General features: G+C 54.7%; 19 protein-coding genes. 4 read left to right on the forward strand and 15 right to left on the reverse strand.

The annotated features are described in order from the left end of the window. Nucleotides 1-491, forward strand: a 491-nt coding sequence (locus tag ACR0NZ_RS19880; RefSeq protein ID WP_480521352.1) for a hypothetical protein, incomplete at its 5' end; no start/stop codon positions are given. A gap of 391 nt (nucleotides 492-882) precedes the next feature. Here ACR0NZ_RS19880 and ACR0NZ_RS19885 read toward each other — a convergent pair. The 8 genes from ACR0NZ_RS19885 to ACR0NZ_RS19920 all read right to left on the reverse strand — a co-directional run bounded on the left by ACR0NZ_RS19885 (nucleotide 883) and on the right by ACR0NZ_RS19920 (nucleotide 11,398). Continuing rightward, nucleotides 883-2,385, reverse strand: coding sequence for a M81 family metallopeptidase (locus ACR0NZ_RS19885; RefSeq protein ID WP_480521354.1), 1,503 nt, complete (start codon nucleotides 2,383-2,385; stop codon nucleotides 883-885). Then, nucleotides 2,385-4,031 (reverse strand): amidohydrolase, encoded by a 1,647-nt coding sequence (locus ACR0NZ_RS19890; protein WP_480521356.1) that lies wholly within the window; start codon nucleotides 4,029-4,031, stop codon nucleotides 2,385-2,387. Before ACR0NZ_RS19890 ends, ACR0NZ_RS19885 begins: the two co-directional genes overlap by 1 nt. Nucleotides 4,032-4,043: 12 nt before the next feature. After that, on the reverse strand, nucleotides 4,044-4,967 hold the full coding sequence (locus ACR0NZ_RS19895; protein ID WP_480521358.1) for an oligopeptide/dipeptide ABC transporter ATP-binding protein: 924 nt from the start codon (nucleotides 4,965-4,967) through the stop codon (nucleotides 4,044-4,046). After that, nucleotides 4,964-5,944: an ABC transporter ATP-binding protein gene (locus tag ACR0NZ_RS19900; protein WP_480521360.1), complete on the reverse strand. Its 981-nt coding sequence runs from the start codon at nucleotides 5,942-5,944 to the stop codon at nucleotides 4,964-4,966. Before ACR0NZ_RS19900 ends, ACR0NZ_RS19895 begins: the two co-directional genes overlap by 4 nt. Beyond that, nucleotides 5,941-6,798, reverse strand: coding sequence for an ABC transporter permease (locus ACR0NZ_RS19905; RefSeq protein WP_480521362.1), 858 nt, complete (start codon nucleotides 6,796-6,798; stop codon nucleotides 5,941-5,943). Before ACR0NZ_RS19905 ends, ACR0NZ_RS19900 begins: the two co-directional genes overlap by 4 nt. 12 nt (nucleotides 6,799-6,810) lie before the next feature. Next, nucleotides 6,811-7,749 (reverse strand): ABC transporter permease, encoded by a 939-nt coding sequence (locus tag ACR0NZ_RS19910; RefSeq protein ID WP_480521364.1) that lies wholly within the window; start codon nucleotides 7,747-7,749, stop codon nucleotides 6,811-6,813. Nucleotides 7,750-7,834: 85 nt separating this feature from the next. Next, a complete protein-coding gene (locus tag ACR0NZ_RS19915) occupies nucleotides 7,835-9,400 on the reverse strand; it encodes an ABC transporter substrate-binding protein (RefSeq protein ID WP_480521366.1) in 1,566 nt (521 codons plus the stop codon). A gap of 21 nt (nucleotides 9,401-9,421) precedes the next feature. Continuing rightward, a complete protein-coding gene (locus tag ACR0NZ_RS19920; protein ID WP_480521368.1) occupies nucleotides 9,422-11,398 on the reverse strand; it encodes a CocE/NonD family hydrolase in 1,977 nt (658 codons plus the stop codon). Between the two features lie 128 nt (nucleotides 11,399-11,526). Here ACR0NZ_RS19920 and ACR0NZ_RS19925 point away from each other — a divergent pair, with 128 nt between their 5' ends. Further along, the gene (locus tag ACR0NZ_RS19925; RefSeq protein ID WP_480521370.1) at nucleotides 11,527-12,288 is read left to right on the forward strand and encodes a helix-turn-helix transcriptional regulator; all 762 of its coding nucleotides are present in this window, start codon (nucleotides 11,527-11,529) and stop codon (nucleotides 12,286-12,288) included. Nucleotides 12,289-12,591: 303 nt separating this feature from the next. On the opposite strand, the gene ACR0NZ_RS19930 is transcribed toward ACR0NZ_RS19925, so the two are convergent. From ACR0NZ_RS19930 to ACR0NZ_RS19960, 7 genes are all read right to left on the reverse strand, one after another. Then, nucleotides 12,592-13,527: a phosphotransferase enzyme family protein gene (locus ACR0NZ_RS19930; protein ID WP_480521372.1), complete on the reverse strand. Its 936-nt coding sequence runs from the start codon at nucleotides 13,525-13,527 to the stop codon at nucleotides 12,592-12,594. Continuing rightward, nucleotides 13,524-14,813 carry an aspartate aminotransferase family protein gene (locus tag ACR0NZ_RS19935; protein ID WP_480521374.1) on the reverse strand — a complete coding sequence of 430 codons (1,290 nt, stop codon included), beginning with the start codon at nucleotides 14,811-14,813 and terminating at the stop codon, nucleotides 13,524-13,526. Before ACR0NZ_RS19935 ends, ACR0NZ_RS19930 begins: the two co-directional genes overlap by 4 nt. 91 nt (nucleotides 14,814-14,904) lie before the next feature. Further along, nucleotides 14,905-16,143: a Tm-1-like ATP-binding domain-containing protein gene (locus tag ACR0NZ_RS19940; protein WP_480521376.1), complete on the reverse strand. Its 1,239-nt coding sequence runs from the start codon at nucleotides 16,141-16,143 to the stop codon at nucleotides 14,905-14,907. A 26-nt stretch (nucleotides 16,144-16,169) separates the two neighbouring features. Continuing rightward, the gene (locus ACR0NZ_RS19945; protein WP_480521378.1) at nucleotides 16,170-17,654 is read right to left on the reverse strand and encodes an aldehyde dehydrogenase; all 1,485 of its coding nucleotides are present in this window, start codon (nucleotides 17,652-17,654) and stop codon (nucleotides 16,170-16,172) included. Between the two features lie 8 nt (nucleotides 17,655-17,662). Continuing rightward, nucleotides 17,663-19,195: a tripartite tricarboxylate transporter permease gene (locus ACR0NZ_RS19950; RefSeq protein WP_480521380.1), complete on the reverse strand. Its 1,533-nt coding sequence runs from the start codon at nucleotides 19,193-19,195 to the stop codon at nucleotides 17,663-17,665. A gap of 10 nt (nucleotides 19,196-19,205) precedes the next feature. After that, complete coding sequence (locus ACR0NZ_RS19955; protein ID WP_480521382.1) at nucleotides 19,206-19,742, reverse strand: tripartite tricarboxylate transporter TctB family protein; 537 nt, start codon at nucleotides 19,740-19,742, stop codon at nucleotides 19,206-19,208. A gap of 62 nt (nucleotides 19,743-19,804) precedes the next feature. Then, on the reverse strand, nucleotides 19,805-20,734 hold the full coding sequence (locus ACR0NZ_RS19960) for a tripartite tricarboxylate transporter substrate binding protein (protein WP_480521384.1): 930 nt from the start codon (nucleotides 20,732-20,734) through the stop codon (nucleotides 19,805-19,807). Between the two features lie 106 nt (nucleotides 20,735-20,840). Here ACR0NZ_RS19960 and ACR0NZ_RS19965 point away from each other — a divergent pair, with 106 nt between their 5' ends. Together ACR0NZ_RS19965 and ACR0NZ_RS19970 are read left to right on the forward strand one after the other, a co-directional pair. Beyond that, nucleotides 20,841-21,653 carry an IclR family transcriptional regulator gene (locus ACR0NZ_RS19965; protein ID WP_480521386.1) on the forward strand — a complete coding sequence of 271 codons (813 nt, stop codon included), beginning with the start codon at nucleotides 20,841-20,843 and terminating at the stop codon, nucleotides 21,651-21,653. 1 nt (nucleotide 21,654) lies between these two features. Further along, the gene (locus tag ACR0NZ_RS19970) at nucleotides 21,655-23,007 is read left to right on the forward strand and encodes an aminotransferase class III-fold pyridoxal phosphate-dependent enzyme (RefSeq protein WP_480521388.1); all 1,353 of its coding nucleotides are present in this window, start codon (nucleotides 21,655-21,657) and stop codon (nucleotides 23,005-23,007) included. The last annotated feature ends 122 nt before the right edge of the window (nucleotides 23,008-23,129 follow it).

Raw genomic sequence — 23,129 nt, forward strand, 5'->3', positions numbered from 1 at the left:
GGCAGGCACTTCAGGCCGAAGCGTCGGGTGGTGGTTACAAGGTGCTGTGGCAAAATGCGAACGGATCGTATGCCGAATGGACCACGGATGCTTCAGGACAATACCAAAGCGGTGCTATCGTTGCCAATGTTGTGGATGTCGAGGTCTTCTATGGCCACGATATTGATGGAAATGGGACCATTGGTCCTGTTCAACCAAAGCTGAGCGCTTTGTTGGCATCCGAAATCACTACCGTGACGGTGGCTGAGGAGCCCGTGGCCTCCGAATGGGACGAAGATGTCGACTATCTGGAATTTAGGCCCGACTTGGCAACCTACCAAGATGATGAGGATATCTATGGGTTGGTTGTTTCTTGCGTAAAAAATAACGTTGACGCACCCTTTACAACCAACTCGGACGGTGCTTGGCATGAACCTGCAATCGATGTGTTGGACGAGGATGCTAACCTGACAGTTGCATCCTTGCTGGAGGAAGACAGCTTCTGGTGGTGATGTTACCCCCGGCTTTGTTGGAGATACTGAACGGGCTGCGATTACCTAGTTCGGGGCCGCAATCAAAGGTTTGTGGGCCCCTTTGCGAACTCAAGCTGAAGACGACAAGTAACTTCTTTGGATGGGTGCGGATTTGTACGTTGCGCTTCAACTTCTCGCGCCTGCAAGCCATACCGAAGCAAAACTGTTTCCGACAAGTCGTGCGTTAAATGTACCGGTGTTACTCCCGCTGTTTGTCATGTGCAGTACCCGGCTGGGCGCGAAAAAAGTGTAAGTTCCCGATTGCAGAGATATGTGGGCGGCTTAAAGCTGAGCATTCGAGGCTGAAGAAAGTTACTCCAGTGGAGCACTTCGCACGTCGGGGCGGCTCTGACATCAAAGGGCTGTCATATTATGACGCCTCAAAGGAAACATTACGGCTGTTGGGCACTCTTCTCGCGACAGAAGTGTAAGGAACTTTTTCGAGGTCGCAGAGAAAAACTCCGGGCGAAGCGACCGAATAGACATGGCTTGCAACAGGTTCGAAATCTGCCCGGAAATGCGCTGTGCTTTTGACGCAGATCACCGAATAACTCAAAGGGTTTAACCCAATATGAGCAAAATGCGCGCGATCCAAGCATTGGTTTCGTATGCTTGTGACGACAAGGTCAATGTCGGCGTCGTGTCCAACCAAACGTAGCGCAGCTGTCTTGCCTAGCGCAGCTGTCCCACCGCCATACATTTCACCGGTATAGCGGCATGCGCCATCACTTAAGGAGAGCACTTCAAACTCTGCGCTGACTGGAACATGTCCGACCAGGTTCGACTTTGCGCCGATAGCCAGAATGATCCGCGCACCCTCCCCTGCCGCATGGGCCTGATTGGCACTTTCCGGATCATGGAACAGACCCATCAGAACGTTTTTTACCCCGCCCTCAATCAAAGCGGTCAGCAACCCCGTTGTATCTGATGTTCCGCCTGCGCCCGGATTGTCCTGAACATCGGCAAGAACGATAGGATCTTCGCGCCTTTGACGGCATGTGGAAACGGCCTCTTCCAAAGACAACATCTTACATTCTAAGCTGGCCTCACGGGACAGGAACATGTTGAGGATTTTTCTGGCAGCGGCAGCCGCTTTTGCAGCAGTCAAGGCATAGGCAATGCAGGATGGGCCTGTGTCAGGAAAATCCGCCGCCGTAAAACCAAGAGCGATCTCTGCCAAAATGCCTTGCCGCTCAAACTTGGGTGGCAGTTGATAGATATCATTGATCGGCGCAGAACCCGTATGTTGCACATGCAGGGGGATCAGGTAGGGCACCGGTTGAAATGCCTTGTACAGGGTTTTGCCCGCTAGCAGGCGACGCAAGACAGGAACGCATCTTGCACCCGTTTCCGCCATATCCAAATGTGGGTAAGTGCGGAAAATCGACAGGTAGTCTGAGTGCTCAACCATTTCGGCGGAAATGTTGGCATGAAGGTCCAAACTTGCGACCACTGGAACATCTGGACCCACAGTTTCACGAACGCGTCGCAAAATCTCTCCTTCACCGTCAGCAAAGCTTTCCGTGACCATAGCTCCGTGGAGATCAAGATAGACGCCGTCAATCTGACCTGCGCCCCTTATTCCGCCCAACAGCATCCCGCAGATCGTTTCGAATGCGTGATCGGTGACATGAGCGGACGGCTCGGCAGAGCACCACAAAATTGGAATGACATCAAATCCCGCTGCCTGTGCCGCGACGGCGAAACCCGCGATCGGAAGGTTCATGCCTTCGGTTTCCAGAACAACTTGTAAACCGTGCAGCATTCCCGGCCAGGAATCTGCCATCTCAAACTCAGGCATCCCAGCCTTCGTCACACCGAAACAGTTGGTTTCATGCTGGAACCCCGCGATCACAATACGCTTGGTCACCATTATGCGTGCTCAAACTCTTGTTCAGTACACGCTGCCGAAAAAACACTTTCGCCATAGCGGATGGTTTCAAGCACGACAGTATCTGACAGGCGGTCCGGGTCGTGCAGTGGATTGCGCGAAAGAACAACAAAATCTGCAACTTTACCCGGTTCGATGGATCCGCGTTGATCTTCCTTAAACACCTGCCAGGCGGCTTCGATGGTTTGGGCCCGCAAGGCTGAACTAACGCTGATCTTCTGATCCTCGCCAAGCACACGACCAGAAGCGGATTTTCGGTTCACCGCACAATGAGCAAGATGGATTGGACGCGTCGGTGTGACCGAGGCGTCGTTGTGGATCGTGTATCGCACACCATACCGTTCGGCTGACGCCGCTGGAGATATCCGTTCGGCTCGCTCGGGGCCCAGGAAAGTATCGTAATGACGATCCCCCCAGAAGAAGACATGGGCGGGAAAGAAGCTGACGGTCAGACCAAGCCGGGCCATACGCTTCAATTGGTCATCCCTCAGAACCTGGCCATGAATAATGGTGTGTCGATGATTCTGGCGTGGGTGCGTAACAAGCGCCTTTTCCACCGCATCTATGAACATCTCGGCACCGGCATCGCCATTGCAGTGGCAGTGAACCTGCAAGCCCTGACTGTGGAGCTTTTCTACATCCGCATCCAACTGCTCTTGCGAGGTATAGGTCATTCCACAAGGGTTATCAGGGTTGGCAGGTTTGAAATATGGAGCAGACAGATACGCGGTCTGTAGTTGAAAGGCTCCGTCCGTAAACAGTTTGCGCGGACCCAGAGAAAAATGCGGGTTGCCCGGCCAGCTCGTACCAATCCATCGCGAAGACAACTCTGGCTCCAGATTTCCGACGGGCAAAAGCTCGATGTCAATTCCCGGATCCTGATCCTCAGGCAGGCTGGCGAAGTGATCCAGCATATGCTGCGACGTCCAGGCATTTTGGGCATAGGTCACACCATGGGACAGGTATTCGTCGCGACAGACGCCAAAGCCCAGCCAAAACCGGTCGCGGTCGATCAGGAAATCAGTATCGCCCATTTCTCCCATGGCCGTTAGCCCTTCGATCAATCCGGTCAGCGCTCCGGTTTCAGGATCACGACCGAAACGGCCGCCCTCTGGATCAGGTGTTTCACGGGTTATCCCGCGTCTTTCCAGCGCAAGGGAATTAGCCACACCATTGTGACCCGACGCGTGAATAACCCAGATTGGATGGCGTTGTGAAACGCTATCCAGTTCGGCCCGTGTGGGCATTCGGCATTCCTGAATAGACGTATTGTCGAATGACACGCCCATGACCCATTCACCCTCGGGTGTTAAATTTGCCTTTTCATGAAGCCTGTCCAACGTCTGTGACATGTGCCTGCAATCCCCTAAAGGAGGCGATGACAGATCGACACGGAACAGCCTGACAAAGCCCGGATCGGGAAAATGCCCATGCGGGTCGATAAACGCAGGCATCAGAGTATGACCTTCAAGATCATGTTCGTGACATTCTGCGGACATAACAGCGCGCAGCTCCGCTTCGGTACCAACTGCCTGAATTCTGTTGCCATCAGTCAGCACCGCCTGTGGTGAAGAGTTCTGCGCATCCATGGTCAGGATGGTGCCGTTGAAGTAGAGTGTGCTTGTCATTGGATTTCCTAGTTACGACAGCGGGGCCAGACATCGCAGCCCGTGGCCGCCTTTTATCTCCCATTCCGGGGTCTGGGTGCAGATGTCTTGAGCAAAGGGGCAACGCTCGCGAAACTCACAGCCAGATGGCCGCTTGAGCAGGCTGGGAGGCTCCCCTTTGAGAGCGATCCGTTCCAGTCGCGCATCCGGGTCCGGCTCGGGGTTGGCGCTGAGAAGGCAGCGCGTGTAGGGATGGCGCGGGTTGTTGAAGATCGTTTCCGTTGTGCCTTCTTCGACCAGACGGCCCAGATACATGATGCCCATTCTGTCGGCCACGTGGCGCACGACGCTTAGGTTGTGCGTGATGATGACCATCGCCAACCCCAGCGTTTCGCGCAGATCGTTGAGCAGGTTCAGCAACTCGCCCTGGACCGAAACATCGAGACCGGCAGTCGGCTCATCCGCAAGGATCAGCTTGGGCTCCAGCGCCAGGGCGCGTGCGACGCCCACGCGCCGGGCCTGACCTCCTGACAGCTGATACGGATAACGATCTGCAAAATGCGCAGGCAGGTTCACCATTTCCAATAGGCGCTTGGCCTCGTCATCCAGATTGCGGTTTTTCATACCCTGAATGCGATAGGGTTCGGTGATCAGACTGCGGATTGTTAGGCGGGGCGACAGGCTACCGACCGGGTCCTGAAACATCATCGCCATGTCTTTACGCAGCGGGCGCATGACACTTTCCGGCGCGCCCCGAATTTCCTGACCTTCGAATATGACCGAACCGTCCTGTGCAGGCGCAAGACCCGCAATCGCGCGAATAACCGTCGTTTTGCCCGATCCGCTTTCCCCAACTAGCGCGTAAGTTTCGCCAGGTTCTACGGTAAAACTGACACCCGCCAGAACGTTGACCGGTCCATAACTGGTTTTAAGATCCACGACATTCAGCAAGCTCATGTTTCGACCTCCTCGTGGTTCAGCCAGCATGCGGCGTGGTGGCCCTCTTTCAGTTGATCCAGTGGTGGCACATCGGTCGCGCAGCGCGCCATGGCCTGATCACAACGGTCCCGAAAGATGCACCCCCCCGGCAGGTTGGCCAGATCAGGCACTTCACCGGGGATAGTGGGCAAAACGCGGGCGCGTTCTTTGATGTGGCCGGGATCACAATCGATCAGACGACGTGTATAGGGGTGTTTAGGGTTGTGGAAAATCTCACGCACATCGCCGCTTTCGACAACGGCTCCTGCATACATCACCACCACCCGGTCGCAGAGTTCCGCGATCACGCCCAGATGGTGCGAAATAAACAGAATGGCACAATGAACTGCGCGCTGTAATTCTTGTAGGCGCTCGATGATCTGTACCTCAAGAGTGGCGTCCAATGCAGTGGTTGGCTCATCCGCGATCAAGAGGTCCGGCTCGGACATCAACGCCATTGCTATGGCGATCCGCTGGCGCATCCCACCTGAGAACTCATGCGGATACTGCTTTATGCGCGCTTCGGGATCGGGGATGCCGACAGCACCCAGCATCTTGGCTGCGTGGGCCAGCTTGTCCGCTTTTGACTGTTTGGAACGGTGCTGAATGTCCAGCATCTGCTGCCCGATAGTGAGAACCGGATTATGCGTTTGCATCGGATCCTGAAAGACAATGGAAATGTCTGCCCCGCGCAGGTCGCGCATATGACGCTCGGAAGCCTGCAACAGGTTCTGCCCCTTGAACCGAACCTCTCCCTCGCGGAACCGCGTATTGGGTGCGGTCAAACGCAGGATTGATGAAATCAAGGTGGATTTACCGCAACCAGATTCTCCGACTATGCCAACGATTTCACCCTTATTGACGTTGAATGTGATGTCCCTCAAGGCTTTGAGGTCGCCACGGCCTGTTTCGTAGTCGACACTAAGGTGGTCGATTTCCAGAAGTGTATCGGTCATCGCTGTTTCCTCAGTTTCGGATCAACCACGTCGCGCAGGCTTTCGCCCAGGAACGTGAACCCAAGTGTTGCCAGAATGATCGGCAGGCCCCCGCCCACAACCAGCCACGGCGTCTGGCGGATTAGTGAATAGCCGTCCTTGAGCAGGGCACCCCAGCTGGGAGTCGGAGGTTTGACGCCCAGACCCAGAAATGACAGGCCAGCCTCCAGCGCGATGACAGTGGGGATATCCATAGCCGCCAACACTGCCAGAACGCCGATGATATTGGGCAGCATATGAACGCCCAATATGCGCGCCATGCTGGCCCCCATCGACCGCTCGGCTAGAATGAACTCGGAATTGCGCAGCGTCAGTGTCTGGGTCCGTGCAACGCGCCCATAGGTCGGGATCGAGGTCGCCATGACCACGAACACAACCGTCTGCTGGCTGGGCCCGACCAGAGCCACAACAGCCAGTGCAAACATCACGGTCGGGAAGGACCGGATGGTGTCGAAAAACAGCATCAGTAGGTTGTCGAGCCATTTCGGCCCATACCCGGCAATCATGCCCAGTGTCAGGCCAATCGCCATCGCGCCGAACACGGCGGGCAATGCCACCTTAAGTGCTACCTGCCCCCCCGCGATTACTCGCGAAAATGTATCGCGCCCCAGTTGGTCGGTCCCCAACAGGTGCGCAGCGGATGGTCCTTGCATGCGCGATTTGATATCCATGGCAATCGGGTCGTAGGGCACGATCCAAGCCGCGAATATTGCGCAGAATACGATGATGCCGACAATGATCAAGCCCATTAGACCAAGCGGGTCGCGGGCGACCCCGACTATGATCTGGCCAAGTTCGGAACGAGATTTTTCCATCACTCACCCTCCTCAATGAGCCGTACGCGCACGTGGATCGAGCAGCGCATTGACCAGATCAGCCATCGCTGTCGACACCACGAACAACGCTGTTGAGATGAGGACTGAGCCCATCACAATCGGGTAGTTTCGGGTGGTAATGCTATCGATAACCAACTTGCCCAGACCCGGCCGGGCAAAGACGAGTTCCGCAAAGACGGCAGAGCTCAGAAGAAAGCCCATCCCAACCCCGATCACGGTAACCACTGGCAGAATGGCGATACGTAAGGCGTAAACCATGACCACGCGACGTTCAGCGATACCAAATGCCCGGGCCGTGCGTACATGGCTTTCGCCCATGACTTCCAGCATCGATGCCCGAACCAAACGGGCAATGTAACCGACCCAGCTGAGCCCGATGGCGAAGGCTGGCAAAACCAGATGGTCAAGGCGATCCCAGAACCCTTCCCCTGCCCCAATGGCAGGAAACCACTGCAAATTAACGGCGAAAACCAACAAAGCCAAAAGCGCAACAACAAAGGCCGGAGCGGCAACAAAACTGACGGAAATTGCGGCGGCCATCCGGTCGATCATCGTGTTTGGATGCGCAGCCGCATAAGCGCCAAGTGCGATACCAAGACTTGCGGACCACAGGATTGATGCAAAAATCAGCTCCAGAGTGAACGGCAATTGCTGAAACACAATCTCAGTCACAGACCGACCCGAGAAGACATCGGTGCCAAGGTCACCCTGCAAAAGGTTCGAGTAAAAGATCAGCAGCTGTTTCCATATCGGTTGATCAAGACCAAGTGCGGCGGTGAGTTGGGCCTGAAGCTCGGGTGTGGCGCGCGGACCCAGCATGATCTGGACCGGATCGCCTGGTACAGCGCGGATCATCAGGAACATGACGGTGACCGCCACGAAAAGGATGAGTAGCGACAGCCCGAAGCGACGGGTTGCGAAGTTCAGCATGGCCAACTGGCTCCTTGTGGCTGGATGGCGTTGGTTATGGAGCGGCGAGTGTTAGCGCCCGCCGCTCCCTGTCGACCTAGGGAGGTCAGGTCGACTTGCCAAAGTAACGCAGCAGCGACAGCCCGTCCGGGCGCAATGCAGGAATGACACCTGCGCTATGAATAACCGGCGTCGCCTCGTGCGTGATGAAGCGATAGGCACCGCTTTCTTCCATCAAATCCTGCGCACGCTGGTACATTTCAGCCCGCTTTGCGATATCTGTTTCCCCAGACGCAGCTTCGTGGATTTCGTTGAACTCTGCGCTGTTAAAGCGTTCCCAGTTCCACTTGCCAATTTGCTCGGGCGTAAACCACGACGTCGCATAATACGGGTCCGGCGTCATCGAATAGCGGTTCAGAACAAGCTGCAGGTTTTCGTTGTCGCCAGACGCCCAGAACGCACCGGATTCCAGAACGTTCACCTCAACTGTGATACCAATTTGTGCCAGCGTCGCCTGAATGATCTGTGCGGTTGTCGTGAACGTCGTCTTGTTTAGCGTGTCAAGGGTCAGCGTAACGTTGGTTTCACCCGATTCCGCAAGCAGTTGCGCCGCTTTTTCGAAATTTGCCTCAGGTGGCACCAGCGAAGACGGCCGATGCCCAGCCAGACCCGGAGCAATGATCCCGGTTGCCGGCTCGGCGGCACCAAAATAAGCAGCTTCCAGAATACTGGGGACATCTACGGCATGTTGAATCGCTTGCCGCAGTTTCTGATTTTGCAGCTTTGGATGTTCAACATTCATTCCCATCCAGACATAATAAAGCGAGGGTTTCTCAACCAGCGAGCCACCATTGGGAACACCAGCGCGATAACGTTCGACCGAACCCAGCGACACGCGAGTCACGTCCAGTTCGCCCGCTTCAAACGCGATCTCGGCGGTGTTTTCGTCGTCGATAGGATAGATTTCGATTGCGTCCCAGGTCGGAGCATCGCCTTTCCAATCAGGGTTGCGCTTGAGAACCGTTTTTTCCTTGGGCGACCAGCTATCCCGCAGATATGGGCCAGACTCTGCTACCGGATCGGCACCGATCCGACCACCGGCTGCTTCGACCGCTGCTTTCGAGACAATGTTTCCGGTGATGTAAGGCAGGGCAATCGACCAAATCGGTGCGAAGGGTTTATTCAACACAATCGTCCCTTCACGTTCACCGGTCACTTCAACATGGCTGAACGGTCCCAGGTCGGGTTTGTTCGGGCTGTCGGTCGTGTCATCCACGATCCGTTCCATGCTGAACTTGACGTCCTCGGCGGTCATGGCGCCAAAGCCGTTGGTGAAGCCGATGCCGTCACGCAATGCAAACTTGATATGAGTGGGGTCAACCTGCTCGATCATCGTTGCCGCGTCCAGCTGCCAACCCCATTCCTCGCCTGGTTTATACTGGATCAGCTTGTTGTAGATTGCGGCATGCACCTCTTCTTCAACAACACCAACCGAGTGGGCCGGATCCATGTTCTGTGCATCGCCATAGGCCCGTACCCGCAGAACACCGTCGTGTGCTGCAAATACGCGATTTGCCCACCCCATCGGAAGCGCCGTGGTCGCTCCAAGCGCGGTTGCGCCTTTCAGGAACCCGCGACGACCAACATTGGCCTTTGTCCATTCTATCTTCATAGTATCCTCCCTGGGATTAAGTCAGAGAAATCCGCGTGGAATGGTTTCCGACCATTCCTTTGTCAGGACTTCGGTTTCATCGGCGCCTTCGGTGGCGCGAAGTTTGCGGTAGAGGTAGAAATTCTGCGCGTCGCAACTCATGCGGCATTCGGTCGAGATAGCGACCTGCCAGTTTGCCCGTTCAAAGGTGAAATTCCAGGCCGTCTCAAACCGGGCAGTGGCCGGGTCATCCGGATGTATGCCGTAATGCATGCGCACATCACTGCCGACAATCAGGCCGTGGTAGGGATCGCGCGATTTACCATAGTCATCAAACGTCTCAAGCACGATCCGGCCATCTTCGGTTTCGGTATGTTCGGATCGCGCGGTTGGCACCCGCAATTGCTCGGCGTCAAGAACCGGAAACTTCTGCGCCGGACCGGGTTCAGAAGCCTGGATTTCCCGCGACACTTCGCGCACCGGTAGATGCAGAGCGCAATCCTGCAAGTGCAATGTCACCTCTGCCAGATCTGGCGACGGCCAGATGATAGGCCAGTAGGATGTCGACATGGCCAGCCGCAACACGTGACCCTCATGCAATCGATGTGCACATTCGTTCAGGGCAATCTCGGCCTCGTAAATCTCACCGGGATGTAAGATTTCGGGCGCTTCATGACTGCGGTAATGGCATAGGTTCAACGACCGATAGCTAATGCGCTGTGAAATACCCTCGGGCGATACATCGCACAGGCGCGCAACAATCTGGGCGACGGGCTTGTCCACCGAAAACCGAAACTTCAGTTTTGCCCGCCCCAGCAATTCCATCGACGTAAGCAACGGCGCGCTGTCAAAACTCAGCGACAAGGCATCGTCGCTTGCCTGATCGCCGGGCAGCTCGTTATCGACGCGCATACCCGCACAGAAATACCCGCTTTGCTTGCCGACATGGCAAGGCGACGCAATAGTTGCAAAGCCTTGGGATGGGCTAGTGGAGAACCCGCCCGGTCCCAGATGCCAGATCTGTTCGTGTACGTGCGGTGATGGCCAACGACCTTCGGCTATCCAACGACCTTGTCGAGGGCCGTTTTTCGGCGTCGGGTTGAAGTGCTCTTGCATGTATGTCCGGTACGCAGGCAGATCTTCGGCGCCATTTTCCTGTCCTTTCAACCATCGATCAAACCAGCCGATGACTTCAGAATGGAAATCCGCAGGATCAATTTTCGAGATATGCGCATATCGATGTTCCCACGGCCCTATGACGGCCTTGGTGGGCGATGTCATGTTAGCAGCCAAAGCTGTCGGGGCGTTGACATACGCATCTGCCCAGCCGGTTATGGCTAAAACCGGGACTTGGATCGCAGACCAATCTTCGCAAACCGAGCCGCGCTTCCAATAAGCATCCCGCGTCTGATGACGCAGCCAATCTGCGGCAGAGAACGGAGCATTTTGCAGCCGCGCAAGCCAGTCCTCTCGCCAGTCTGAACGTAAGGCCGGATCCGCAGGTCGGGTCAGATAGGCGAACATCTGGCTGCCCCAGTTCATGTTGTCGCTCAGCAGGCAACCACCCATGAAATGGATGTCATCTGCATAGCGATCCACGGTCGAGGAGACGCTGACGACAGCCTTCAACGCAGGCGGTTGCCGGAAAGCCAGTTGCAAACCATTAAACCCACCCCAAGATATTCCGATCATCCCAACGTGACCGTCGCACCAATCCTGCGCTGCGATCCATGCGATGACTTCTTCACCATCACTCAGTTCCTGTTCCGAGTATTCATCTTCGAATTGCCCTTCGCTGTCGCCCGTACCGGCGATATCAACCCGAACGCAGGCATAGTCAGCCTCGGCAAATACCTTATGTGTTGTTTCATCCCTGGGCGCTGTGCCGTCGCGTTTGCGGTAAGGCAGGTATTCCAGAATGGCCGGAGCTGGACCGGTTTCGGGTAACCAGAGTCGAGCAGCAAGCCTCCGCCCGTCGGAGAGTGTGATCCATGTGTTTTCGACGGTTTTAACTGGCATCCGAGAGCTTGCTTTTTGCGAACTGAGGCCGAAGAAGAAAACAATTTGCAGAAAAAACAAATTGTGCAATCTTATGCGAAGTGATGCTATTTGCAGCGTAATAGCGTCAAATCGCGAAAGGTTTTTCCATGTCCCAGTATTTTTCTGCCAACCTGAAGTCGCTATGCGCAGAACACGGCAATATTTCAAAGATTTGTCGGGATATTGGCGTCAACCGGCAGCAGTTCAATCGGTATCTGAATGGCTCCAGCCTGCCTTCGGCCCACAACATGCGTCGGATCGCGCGCCATTTCGGCCTGACAGAAGCCGAACTGTTCGCTGAAACTGCTCGCTTTGAGCAAATGCTAAAGGACGTCTTACTACCAACCGGAAAAACGCCCGCAGACGCGTTTCTGGATCCTTTTCGGGGCCAACACAAAAACCTCAGGCGCTATGTTGGTTTCTATCACTCGTTTTTCTGCACGCCTTCCTGGGAAGGGAAGATATTTTGTTCGTTAATCCGTATTCAGGAAGTTGATGGGCTTTTCACAATCCGGTCCCGCGAAATTGCCACATCGCAAGACAAAAGCATGCACCAGATTTCTCGTTACGTTGGTTTGGTGACAATGCGGGGAAACAGGATATTTATAACCGAACATGAGTTGATGCGCGAAGGCAGCGTTGCCAATACCATCTTATATTCAGCGCACCGCCAGCAACTAAAGTATCTGCGGGGAATGACGATGGGTGTTGCTTGGCGCCCTTACCCGCATCCTTATGCCGCCAAAACAATCTGGAAGCGCCTGCACGAGCGGGTAACCGCGCGCGAGGCCATTGCCGCCTGTGGTATCTACTCAACCCATAGTACCAAGATTGATCCAACTGTCAGGAAACACCTTACCAAGGAATGAAGCGTCGGAACGATGTGGATGTCGCTCTAATTTCTCAAAAACGCGTCCGGTTTATCAATTGGGTTTTCCAATCTTTTGGTGGGTCGCGGGCGAGATGATCCCGTGAACGTTACCGAATATTGGGCGGCGGCCCAGATTTGGTAAATCAACAGCTCATCGTGGCACGATCAGCTTGAACTACTGGCTCCAATAGTCAGTGCCTGCCGCGGTGAAACTGGCGTCACGTCGATAACTAAAGTGCCCTGTTCAGAGAAGTGTCAAAGTCTGCGGAAAAAGCTTTCGGGATTGATCGATTTCCCCACATTACTCGTCGAGATATGCCAGAGCTAGTCTTCTGGTTACTTCAATGAAGCTATCATTGCGAGCTTTGGACCCTTCCTCATGCATCCGATTGACGATCCAGCCGACATAGGTGGCTGATCTGAGAAGAAGAAACAAAGCAAGAGGTCCCACATCAATATCCCGGAGTGTAGAATACCCGTCAATCAACGCGGTACAGAGGTCCGGGTAGTCGTCCTCGTTGATACTTTTGAGAAGTGTTGTGGCCAGATCAAATAACCTGAAACCAAATCCGCAGTCATCAAAATCGATTAACCACAGCCTTTCACCATCAACCATAATGTTCTCGCGAACCAGGTCTGCATGGATTAAACCAAAATCCAGGTTTGGTTCCATGTTCTTCAGATCAGCCATTGCTCGCGCACGCGCTTTGCTAAACAACGCTCTGTCTTCCCCAGACAGGGTTGGGTTCTCCCAAAAACGGCCCCATACCGGGTTTTCACCAAGTAACCCTTCGCGATTCCATGAACACCGTTGGAACCCGTCGGGAATATCCCAAGCATCTGAAATATTATGCAGCTTAGCCATTTCACGGCCAATGTTTCGAAACAGGCCTGCCCTGTCATCCGAGTGCAACGCCTGCCCCGTTTTCCCCATCGGACTGCCCGCAATCCACGTCAGGACATCGATTTGAATGCCATCGGCGACATGCAGGAATGCCCCGGAAGCCGAGGGAACGGGTCGCGGCACATTCAATCCACCCTCAGACGCAGCAGCCATCCACTGTAACTCGGATCGGAGTTCGTCGTTCGATCGATATCCGCAACGATGCAACCTCAGGGCATAGGTTTTCCCTTCGCAGTCGACGCGAAACACCTGGTTTTCACGCGCGGCAATCAGTTTGAAAGCTGCACCGGACATTCCCCAATAGGTCAGTGCCTTTCTTACCGTGTCAGTCATGAGCGTAACAGGGTCTTCGCCAAAACTTCGTCGAGCGTGTCAAACAGTAAATCGGCATTGTCGATCGAGAACGGCATTGGAGGCCGTATTTTCAACGTGTTTTTATACCGACCCAGCTTGGAATGTATGATACCTTGATGTCTCATCGCGTTAATTATTCGATCGGTGAATTCGCTGGCCGGTTCCTTGCTGTCTTGGTCCAAAACCATTTCAGCTCCGAAGATCAAACCGGACCCACGCACGTTGCCAATAACGTCGTGCTTCTGCGCAAGCGCGTGCATTCTTTTGCGGGCATGCAAGCCCACATTCTTCGCGTTCTCCAGTAATTGCTTGTCTTCGATCTCTTCCAGCACCGCCATCGCTGCACTACAGGAGACGGGATTGCCGCCAAATGTATTGAAATAGCGATAGCCCTTTCGAAAAGTAGCAAGGATTTCTGTTCGTGTAACAACTCCTCCCACTGGATGGCCATTCGCCATAGGTTTCCCCAGTGTCATGATATCCGGCACAACTCCCATTTTCTGGTGTGCCCACATATGAGTACCCGTACGGCCAAAACCTGATTGGACCTCGTCGCAGATCAGTAACCCCCCTGCCCTGCGCACAACTTCAGCAGTTGGTTTCAACCAACCGTCCGGGTGATCAGGAAAACCTTCGTTCAGGAAGTAAGGGCATAGTATCAGCGCAGCAAAGCCGGTGCCCGATTTTTCATGCTCAGTGATCTGTTCTGCAACGGCGTCAGCGAACATAGTGCCGTCCGAGTCCGGATTGCGATAGCTGTCCGGCGCTTTGACGAAGCGAAAATACTGTTCAAGCCCGAAACCCACAGTAGGAATATTCGATTTACTCAGTTGGCTAACCAACGAGGTGTTACCGTGATACGTCGCATCCGTGGCGATGATCCCGCGTTTCCCAGTCATGCCCTCGGCCATACGGAGGGCTATATCATTTGCCTCAGAGCCAGTGCAGGTCATAATCGCCGTATTAAGCGATTTATCCATGGTATTGGTTAGTTTCTCGACGTAGTCCAGAATTCCGTCATGCAGATAGCGTGTATGGGTGTTTAGTGTGCTAGCCTGTCTGCAGATCGCCTCGACCACGCGCGGGTTACAATGCCCAACATGCGCGACGTTGTTGTAACAATCCAGGTATTTGCGCCCGGCCGCATCCCATAGCCATACCCCTTTCCCCCTGACAAAATGAATGGGATCGTCGTAGAAGGTTGAGACTTTGGGTCCAAGCAGTCGTTCCCGGTCGGCCCTAAGCTGATCTATTGTTCTGGGCATTTTCTGTCCTTCGGCGTGCATATTCCGCAGGTGATTTTCGAAGCGACGCGACGGCGTCCGAGCGTAAACAGACCTGTTCAAGTGACGGAGATTAGCGATTTTTGCGGATCACACCCTGCTCGACCCAGGCATCAAATTGCACGAGAACCGCTTCGCAGAACGCGGTGTCGTTGATATGAGCGTCAAGTTCCGTCATTGGCGCACGGCCCGGTATAACCTTGCGCGCTTCATCCACCATATCTGCCAGAGCTTCAGGATCATGCGCAGCCCCGCCTTCCCTGTCCCATGCTTCAACCCCCTGAACAGGCAGGAAAAAGTGAACAGGTCCGGTTGCGGCCTCCATTCGATTGGCCAGTTCACGGATCCAATTGCGGCGCTCATCCCCATTAAAAACAGAACTCTTGATCAGTCGGTTATGCACGTGAAACGGACGATCAGAATATTGGTCGGGGATGTTCTGCCAACCCGCGAAATCCAACAGGTCCAGCGCTCCGGGCGCGATCATCTGAGGCGTGCCCACCCGACCTGCACTGGTTACACGCTCCTCGCCGCTGGACACGACAGAACCCGCCAAATAATTCCCGAATTCCTGCATGCAGAAATCCATCACGCAGGCAAATGCGCCCTCGCCAGCCAGCTTTTCAAATGCCATGCCACCCATACCGGTAGAGTGGAACACCGCCACCTCAAAACCGCGTTCCTCCAACGCCGGTTTCAACGTCTTCATGTAGCGCAGACAAGACGTACCAAGACTAGTCATTCCAATCAGTGGCTTGTTGCGGTCCGGTGCAATAGCGGCCTTAGTCGCGCCAACAACTGCCCCGGCTGCCTGACTGAGTGAAGACTGGCAAATCGAATTCATACCATAGAGCCCGCCAGCCCACAGGATCATCTGAATATCCGGCGCCAGACGATGCGGAGGGATCAGCGGCGAAAAGCTGACCGTAGAGACAATGTACTTTGGCACACCCATCGGCAGCGCTTGTGCACAGTCCAGCGCCAGATCGGTGCCCATGGTGCCGCCGGTGGCCAGCATCCCGTCAAAGCGGCCATCGGCATAGGTCTGAGCAACCACTTTTGCGGCACCCGCGGACATTACCCGAAAAGCTTTGTTTTCATCCCCTTGTGCGATGACTTCATCAATGGTCATGCCGCCAGCAGCAGCGACGTCGTGCTTGGAGATGTCGGTTGGCGTCCTGGGATCACCCAGAACTGAGACATCCATTGTCAGCACATCAGCGCCTTGTGCGCGAATTGCGTCTTCAATGAAACGCATCTCGGCTTCTTTCGTATCGTAAGTGCCGATCAACAGAATCGTTTTCACAGTCATGAGCTCCTCCTTCGTTGCGCAGCCATTCAGAGCTTGATCCAGGCCGTCTTCAGGTCGAAGTACTTCTCAAGCGCGTGTAAAGACTTATCGTGCCCATTGCCGGACTGGCGCACTCCACCGAGCGGAACAGTCAGATCAGCACCGCCATAGGTGTTCACATGTACGACGCCAGTGCGGATACCAGCCACCATGCGGTGGGCGCGGCTAAGGTTAGATGTCCAGACACCGCCAGCCAGGCCATAGACGGTGGCGTTGGCTAACCGGATCGCGTCTTCTTCCGTTTTGAAGGGTGTCACCGCCAGAACGGGGCCAAAGACTTCTTTCTGAAACAAGTTGTCCGTCTCTTTTACCCCGGCCATTACGGTCGGAGACATGTAATAGCCGCCACTCTCCATCAGGATGCGATTGCCACCGGTGCGCCGCTCTGCCCCTTCCGCCTCGGCTTTGGCAACAAAATCCAGATTGGCCTCAAGTTCCGACAGGCTGTGAACGGCACCAATCTGGCTGTTCAGGTCTAGCGGATCGCCGACGCAAAAGTTTTCAGCATGGCGCGAGACTTCGACCACGAAATCCTGGTAGATGTCTTCCTGAACAAGAAGGCGAGAGCCAGCGACGCAGACCTGACCGGAGTTGCGGAAGATACCTGCTGCGGACACTTTGGCGGCCTCGGCCAGATCCGGGGCGTCGTTGAAGACGATGTTGGCTGACTTACCGCCCAATTCAAGGTAACAGCGTTTCAGATTGGAACGGGCGGAATACTCCAACAACCGACGACCCGTTGCGCCTGACCCAGTGAACACCATAATGTCCACATCCATCGACAGTGCCAGCGCTTCGCCCACGACCGAGCCACGCCCTGTCACGACGTTGAACACGCCATCCGGAACCCCAGCTTCAGCAGCCAGTTCAGCAATCTTCAAAAGGCTGAGCGAAGCGCTTTCCGCGGGTTTCAAGACCACGGAATTGCCTGCGGCAAGGGCCGGAGCAATTTTCCAGCTGCCGATCATCAGCGGAAAATTCCACGGTACGATTGCACCCACCACGCCGACCGGGGCGTGGTGTACAAGGCCAAGAACATCATGACTGGTTGGCGCGATCTGACCATAAATCTTGTCAATTGCTTCGGCATAGTACCGAAATGTCGCCGCCGCCGAAAGCGCCTCGGCCTTATAGGCCATGCTGATCTCGGTGCCGTTGTCACGCACCCCCAGAACAGAGATTTCCAGCGCACGTTCTTCGATCAAATCCGCCAGCTTCAGCAACACTTTCTTGCGCCCCGACGGTGCCATGTCAGACCATCGCCCGTCCTCGAATGCAACCCGAGCGGCCAGGACGGCTGCGTCAATGTCCGCCGCGCTTCCATCGGCGATTCGAGTCAGAGGTCGGCCATCGATGGGCGACAACACTTCGACCTGCGCACCCGTTTCACCGTCGGTGAAGTGGCCGTTTATGAAGTGGCCGCGCGGAGCGATTTGCTGCGCTCGCAGCGCGTCGATTAGGGACTGATCCATGGAAAATCTCAACCTTGTTGATTTGGGTGATCTGCATCGACGGGCTCGGTGCTTGGTTCCGGTCTCAGCTTGTTTCTGAATTCGTAGTACAGAGCTCGAAAGTGCAGAATGAGGATCAGAACAATCATACCGAACAAGATTGCGGCAATCGGTCTATCAACAAAATCCAGCGGTGAATTAACCCGAGCCATGGCGCTGCGGAGCTTGACCTCCATAATGCCGCCCAAAACCATGCCCAGGATGATTGGAACGATCGGTAAGTCCAGCCGTTTGAGGACTAGACCGAACACTCCAAATGCCGCGGCCAATGCACAGTCGGTGATCGAATTGCGCAGGCTGTATACGCCAACAAATGCCAGGATCAGGATCATGATGCCCAGAAAACGAGTTGGAATCTGAATGATCTTCAGCAGCAAGTTGGTCGAGAACAGCAAAAACACCAGAACGATCACGTTCAGCAGGATCAGCGCCATATAGAGGGCCATGACGAAATCCATCTGGTTTTCGAACAGCTGCGGCCCAGGTATCACATTGTGCACATAAAAGACTGACAACATCATTGCTGTCAGTGCCTCGCCAGGAATACCCAACGCCAGCAGCGGGATCATCGCCGCTCCGGGCACAGCATTGTTTGCGGATTCAGAAGCCACAAGCCCCTCGGGCGAACCATCGCCAAAGGCTTCTGGATTTTTGGAGGTTTTTTGAGCGTATGTGTAAGACAGGAACTGCGAGGTGAACTCGCCGGTCCCCGGCACCATGCCCATGAATACGCCGATGCTGGACGACACGGTCGCGATACGCTTGAGGCCAAGCAGCTCTTTTAATCCCGCAAAGATGCTGCCGCCAACACGTGCTTCACCTGGTGTGTGGTTTTTTTCAAGCAACAGAAGCAATGCCTGACTGATTGCGAACAGTCCCAGCACAACAACAATCAGGTCTACCCCTGACGCCAGCCAGCTTTGTTCGAATGTGAAACGACGGGTGTATTTGACCGGCTCCAGCCCGACAGTGTTCAAGAACAGGCCAAATGCCGCCAGCATGCCCGCCGCAAAGATCTGGCCACGATGAGCGAGGATTACCAATATGATGCCAAGCAACGCGGCCAGGAAAATCTCACGGCTGCCAAAATGCGGGGCAACGAGTGCCAGGACAGGCGACAGGAGCATAAGGCAAATAATCGAAAAGATGCCTCCAAAAAATGACGCCGAATAGGCCAGCGACAACGCCCGATGACCCTGGCCGCGCTTCGTCATCGGATAGCCGTCATAGGTGGTCAACGCATTGACCGCCGTGCCCGGTGTATTGATCAGGACGGCAGGGATTGCACCGCCATACATCGAGGACCCATAGATGCCTAGCAGCAGGGTCAGGCCAACGATGGGTTCAAACGCGAAAGTGGCGGGTAACAGAATGGCAATTGCCACCGGCGCTCCAACCCCTGGAAGGGCGCCAATGATCACGCCTCCGATCGATCCGATCAAAAGAGCAGCGAAAACCGACCATTGCGCAAGAATCGAAATACCCGAAAATAGAGCGTCCATCGGCGAAACCTCAGAGATACGTCAGCGCAAACGCGCGGACCGTGTCCGGCAAATATTCATAGACAGCGCCGGCCGGGATTTTCACTTGCAAAAAAGCCCGGAAGATGACCGTGACACAAACACCAAACAGAGCGGCACAACCGATACCCTTTGCGTCGCGAAATCCGGTGCGAATTGCCAAAAACACGGCAAAAATGACTGTCGCGGGAAGATACCCAAGCAAGGGAACGGCTTTTACGTAAACGAGGAAGTAGAAAACATATTCAAACGACCTCAACCAGAATGCCACTTCGGTCCAGCGCCCGTGACGCCGCTGCGACATTGCCGAACTGAGCCAGTGCAGAAATCCGAAAACCACCATGGCCCATAGGGATATCTTTGGCCAAAGATTGGGTTGCGCGAACCACTTGGTTCGCTTGACAATTTGTGTCTGTTCACCCAGCTGCATTAACAAAAAGACAGCAAACACGAGGAACACGAACGCAAAAACTACATCGCCAGGGCGGCGATATCGTTTGAACATGTCCTGTAAGGTTTTCGCGATCATCTCTACCTCCCCACCGATTAAAACAGACCCGGCAGTTTGAATCCTGCCGGGCCAATCTTGAGTTATTCGCCCAGAATCTCTTCGATTTTGGCGAAAGAGGCTTTGTCTTTTTCAATCTGCGCGTTGGAGGCGTCCGGGTCCTGCCAGTAGATCAGCGCACCTGTTTCCTCGGCAAGCTGCTTGGCTTTGTCGGAGCTCAGAGCCTTTTGTGCGGCTGCCGCGATCTTCTCGCGCGCCTCTGCCGGGGTGTCTTTGTGAACGAACAGACCGTTCCATAGTGCCAAAGGCAGGTCAGGATTTAGCTCGACAACAGTCGGAGTGTCGGGGACCAGGGAAATCCGCTCACCGCCGATGCTGGCCAGAACATTCACCTGATCTAAGCAGGGCAGTATAAGTTGAAGTGTCGTGTTGATCACGTCCACGTCGCCTGAAGTCAGGGTGTTGCAGTCCAGAGCATCAAATGCGGCTTCACTGGCGAAATCAAACCCGCTGCTGACAGCAGCTGCGAATGTCACCTGGGTGGGGGGCAGGACAGAGCCGAAATGCCCCAGTGCAACATCGTTATCTTTGCCATGTTCCACCAACTCCTCCCAAGATGAGAAGGGTGCGTCTTTGCTGGACGCTATCACGAACGGATAGGTCAGGAAGATGCCAATTGGGTCAAATGGGTTGGGGTTCAGCTCTGGAATGCCAATCTCGGGGCCAATCACCGGCACGCCTATGACAAAAGAGCCGACTGTATAGCCATCGCCCGGAGCGGTGGCGACCTCGACAGCGCCAGGGAACGGACCACCGCCGCCACCAGGTTTGTTCACGACTGCCGCCGGCACGCCGTACATTTCCTGGAAATCATCTGCGATCAGACGTGTCAATACATCCTCCAGATCGCCCGGCGGCCACGGAACGACGAAGGATACAGGTTTCTCTGGATATTCAGCAAAAGCAGCTGATGCAGAGATCGCCATTACGGCAGCGGTAAGAACTTTCTTCATGGACTCCTCCCATTATTGGTTCAATTAATGAACCTATAAGTCATGTTTATTGTTGCGTTGTTAATTACATTGTGTCAAGTATTCTCTTAAGGAGGAGGAGAAACTTATGGGAACTGCTCTTAATGCTTTGAGATTGTTGGAGTTATTCTCAAACGCACGGCCAGAAATCGGGCTGACCCAGATGGCTCGGCTATCTGGTGTCAATAAGGCGACTGTTCTTCGGCATCTGCGTGAACTGGAAGAGTTCGGATTGATCGAGCAGAATCAGGGAACGAAATCATATATGATTGGCCCGGCGGCACTGCGTCTTGCCGCGTTGCGCGAGACTGCAAACCCCGGCCTCAAAGCAGCGCGCCTCAAAATGCAGAGCGCGGTGCAACAAGCAGGAGAAAGCCTGCACCTTTCTCTTCTGGAAAACGACATTCTTCAAACGGCGCTAGTGGTCGAGACCACTCAGCACAGCGTTCGCGTTAGCTTGGACCCCACGGAAGTCCTTCCGCTCAATGCTACGGCCTCAGGGTTGTGTATGCTTTGTTTTGGCCCCCCATCGCTTTTGAAAGGCCTCGAAAACTGCGACTTGCCACGTATTACGGACTCTACGATAACGAATCTTGAACTCATTCAAGAGCGTCTCGTCGAAGTAAAAGAAACCGGATGGTCCTATAGTAACGGAGGTTTCGAAGCCGGTGTCCACGGCTTTGCAGCCCCGGTTTTCGGAGTAGATCAACAGGCGCTTGGAACGGTTTCATTTGCGGTTCCTGAAATCAGAACCGCAAGCGACAGACAGCCGCTTCTACTGAATGCCCTGAAAAAAATTTCGCAAGAACTTACGGCGATTTTTGGTGGCCAGGCTCCTGCAAACTTTCCAACTGAGTTTCGACCGAGAGCTCGGTCGGACGCAATTCCCGGAGAATTTTGAGATGAAGGATTCCAACTTCCTGAAGGAAAACAACGCCCGCTATTTTTGGCATCCGATGGCGCACCCAGCCGACAGCCAAAAGAACCCGCCGACCATTTTGGTAGGCGGCGAAGGGGTGAGCATCATCGATGTCGACGGCCACAAGGCCATCGACGCCGTTGGCGGGTTGTGGAACGTTAATCTGGGCTATTCCTGCGAACCTGTGAAACAGGCGATTGCGGACCAACTGAATGCGTTGCCGTATTATTCAACGTTCCGCGGCACCAGCAACGACAAGGCGATCGAATTGTCATACGAGCTGGCCCGGTTCTTCGAGCCAGATGGTTTGACCCGCGCGTTCTTTACTTCGGGTGGATCCGATTCGGTTGAAATCGCCCTGAAAATGGCTCGACAGTACCACAAGTTGCGCGGCGGAGACGGGCGCACCAAATTCATAAGCCTGAAACAAGGATATCACGGGACCCATTTTGCCGCAGCGTCGGTCAACGGCAACCAGAAGTTCCGCGCGGCCTACGAACCGATGATGCCAGGGTGTTTCCACATCCCGGCGCCGTGGGCGTATCGCAATCCTTTCGACGAGACCGACCCCGAGCGTCTGGCACAGCTTTGCGTCAAAGAATTGGAAGCCGAGATTGCATTCCAAGGCGCAAATACTGTCGCAGCGTTCATTATGGAACCCGTTTTGGGTGCCGGTGGTGTAATTCCGCCGCACAAGAGCTTCATGCCTTTGGTATGCGAGGTCTGCTCGAAACACGGCATTCTGTTGATCTCGGATGAGATTATCACAGCCTTTGGCCGCACCGGCAGCGAAAGCGGAGCCCGGCACTGGGGTGTGCAGCCGGACATTATGACGACGGCCAAGGCTATTACGAATGGGTATTTCCCTTTCGGCGCTGCGATGATTTCCGGTCAAGTTGCCGAAGTGTTCGAAAGCGATACCACCGGCAAAGCGTCAGTCGATCAGGGCTACACCTATTCCGGCCATCCGGTCGGAGCGGCAGCAGCCTTGGCAGCACTTGCGGAAATTAACCGCCTTCGCGTGTGGGAGAACGCCGCCGCTCGCGGGGATGAACTGTTTGCCGGCCTGAAAAAGCTGGCCGACAAGTACGACGTGGTCGGCGATGTGCGCGGCGGTGAGGGCCTGATGTGTGCGCTGGAACTGGTTTCGGACCGCAGCACAAAAGAACCGATTGCCAAGCATCTTCCCTTGCAGGTTCAGAAGGCAGCATATGATGATGGTGTCATGGTCCGGGTGTCGGGTAACAACATTATCCTGTCACCACCACTAATCATTACGTCCGACGATGTGTCTAAAATCCTGTCGGCGTTGGATACTGGTTTGGCAAGCCTGTAAGATCTTCCCTGACCTCGCCATTACAAGGCGGGGTCAGACTTTGACGGCTTGGAGTTCTTCGAGCAGGTCGAGGAGTTGATTGAGTTTTTCTTGTCCCATTTGTTTTTCGATACTTTGGTAGA

The organism is Ruegeria sp. AE3 (genome assembly GCF_056542225.1).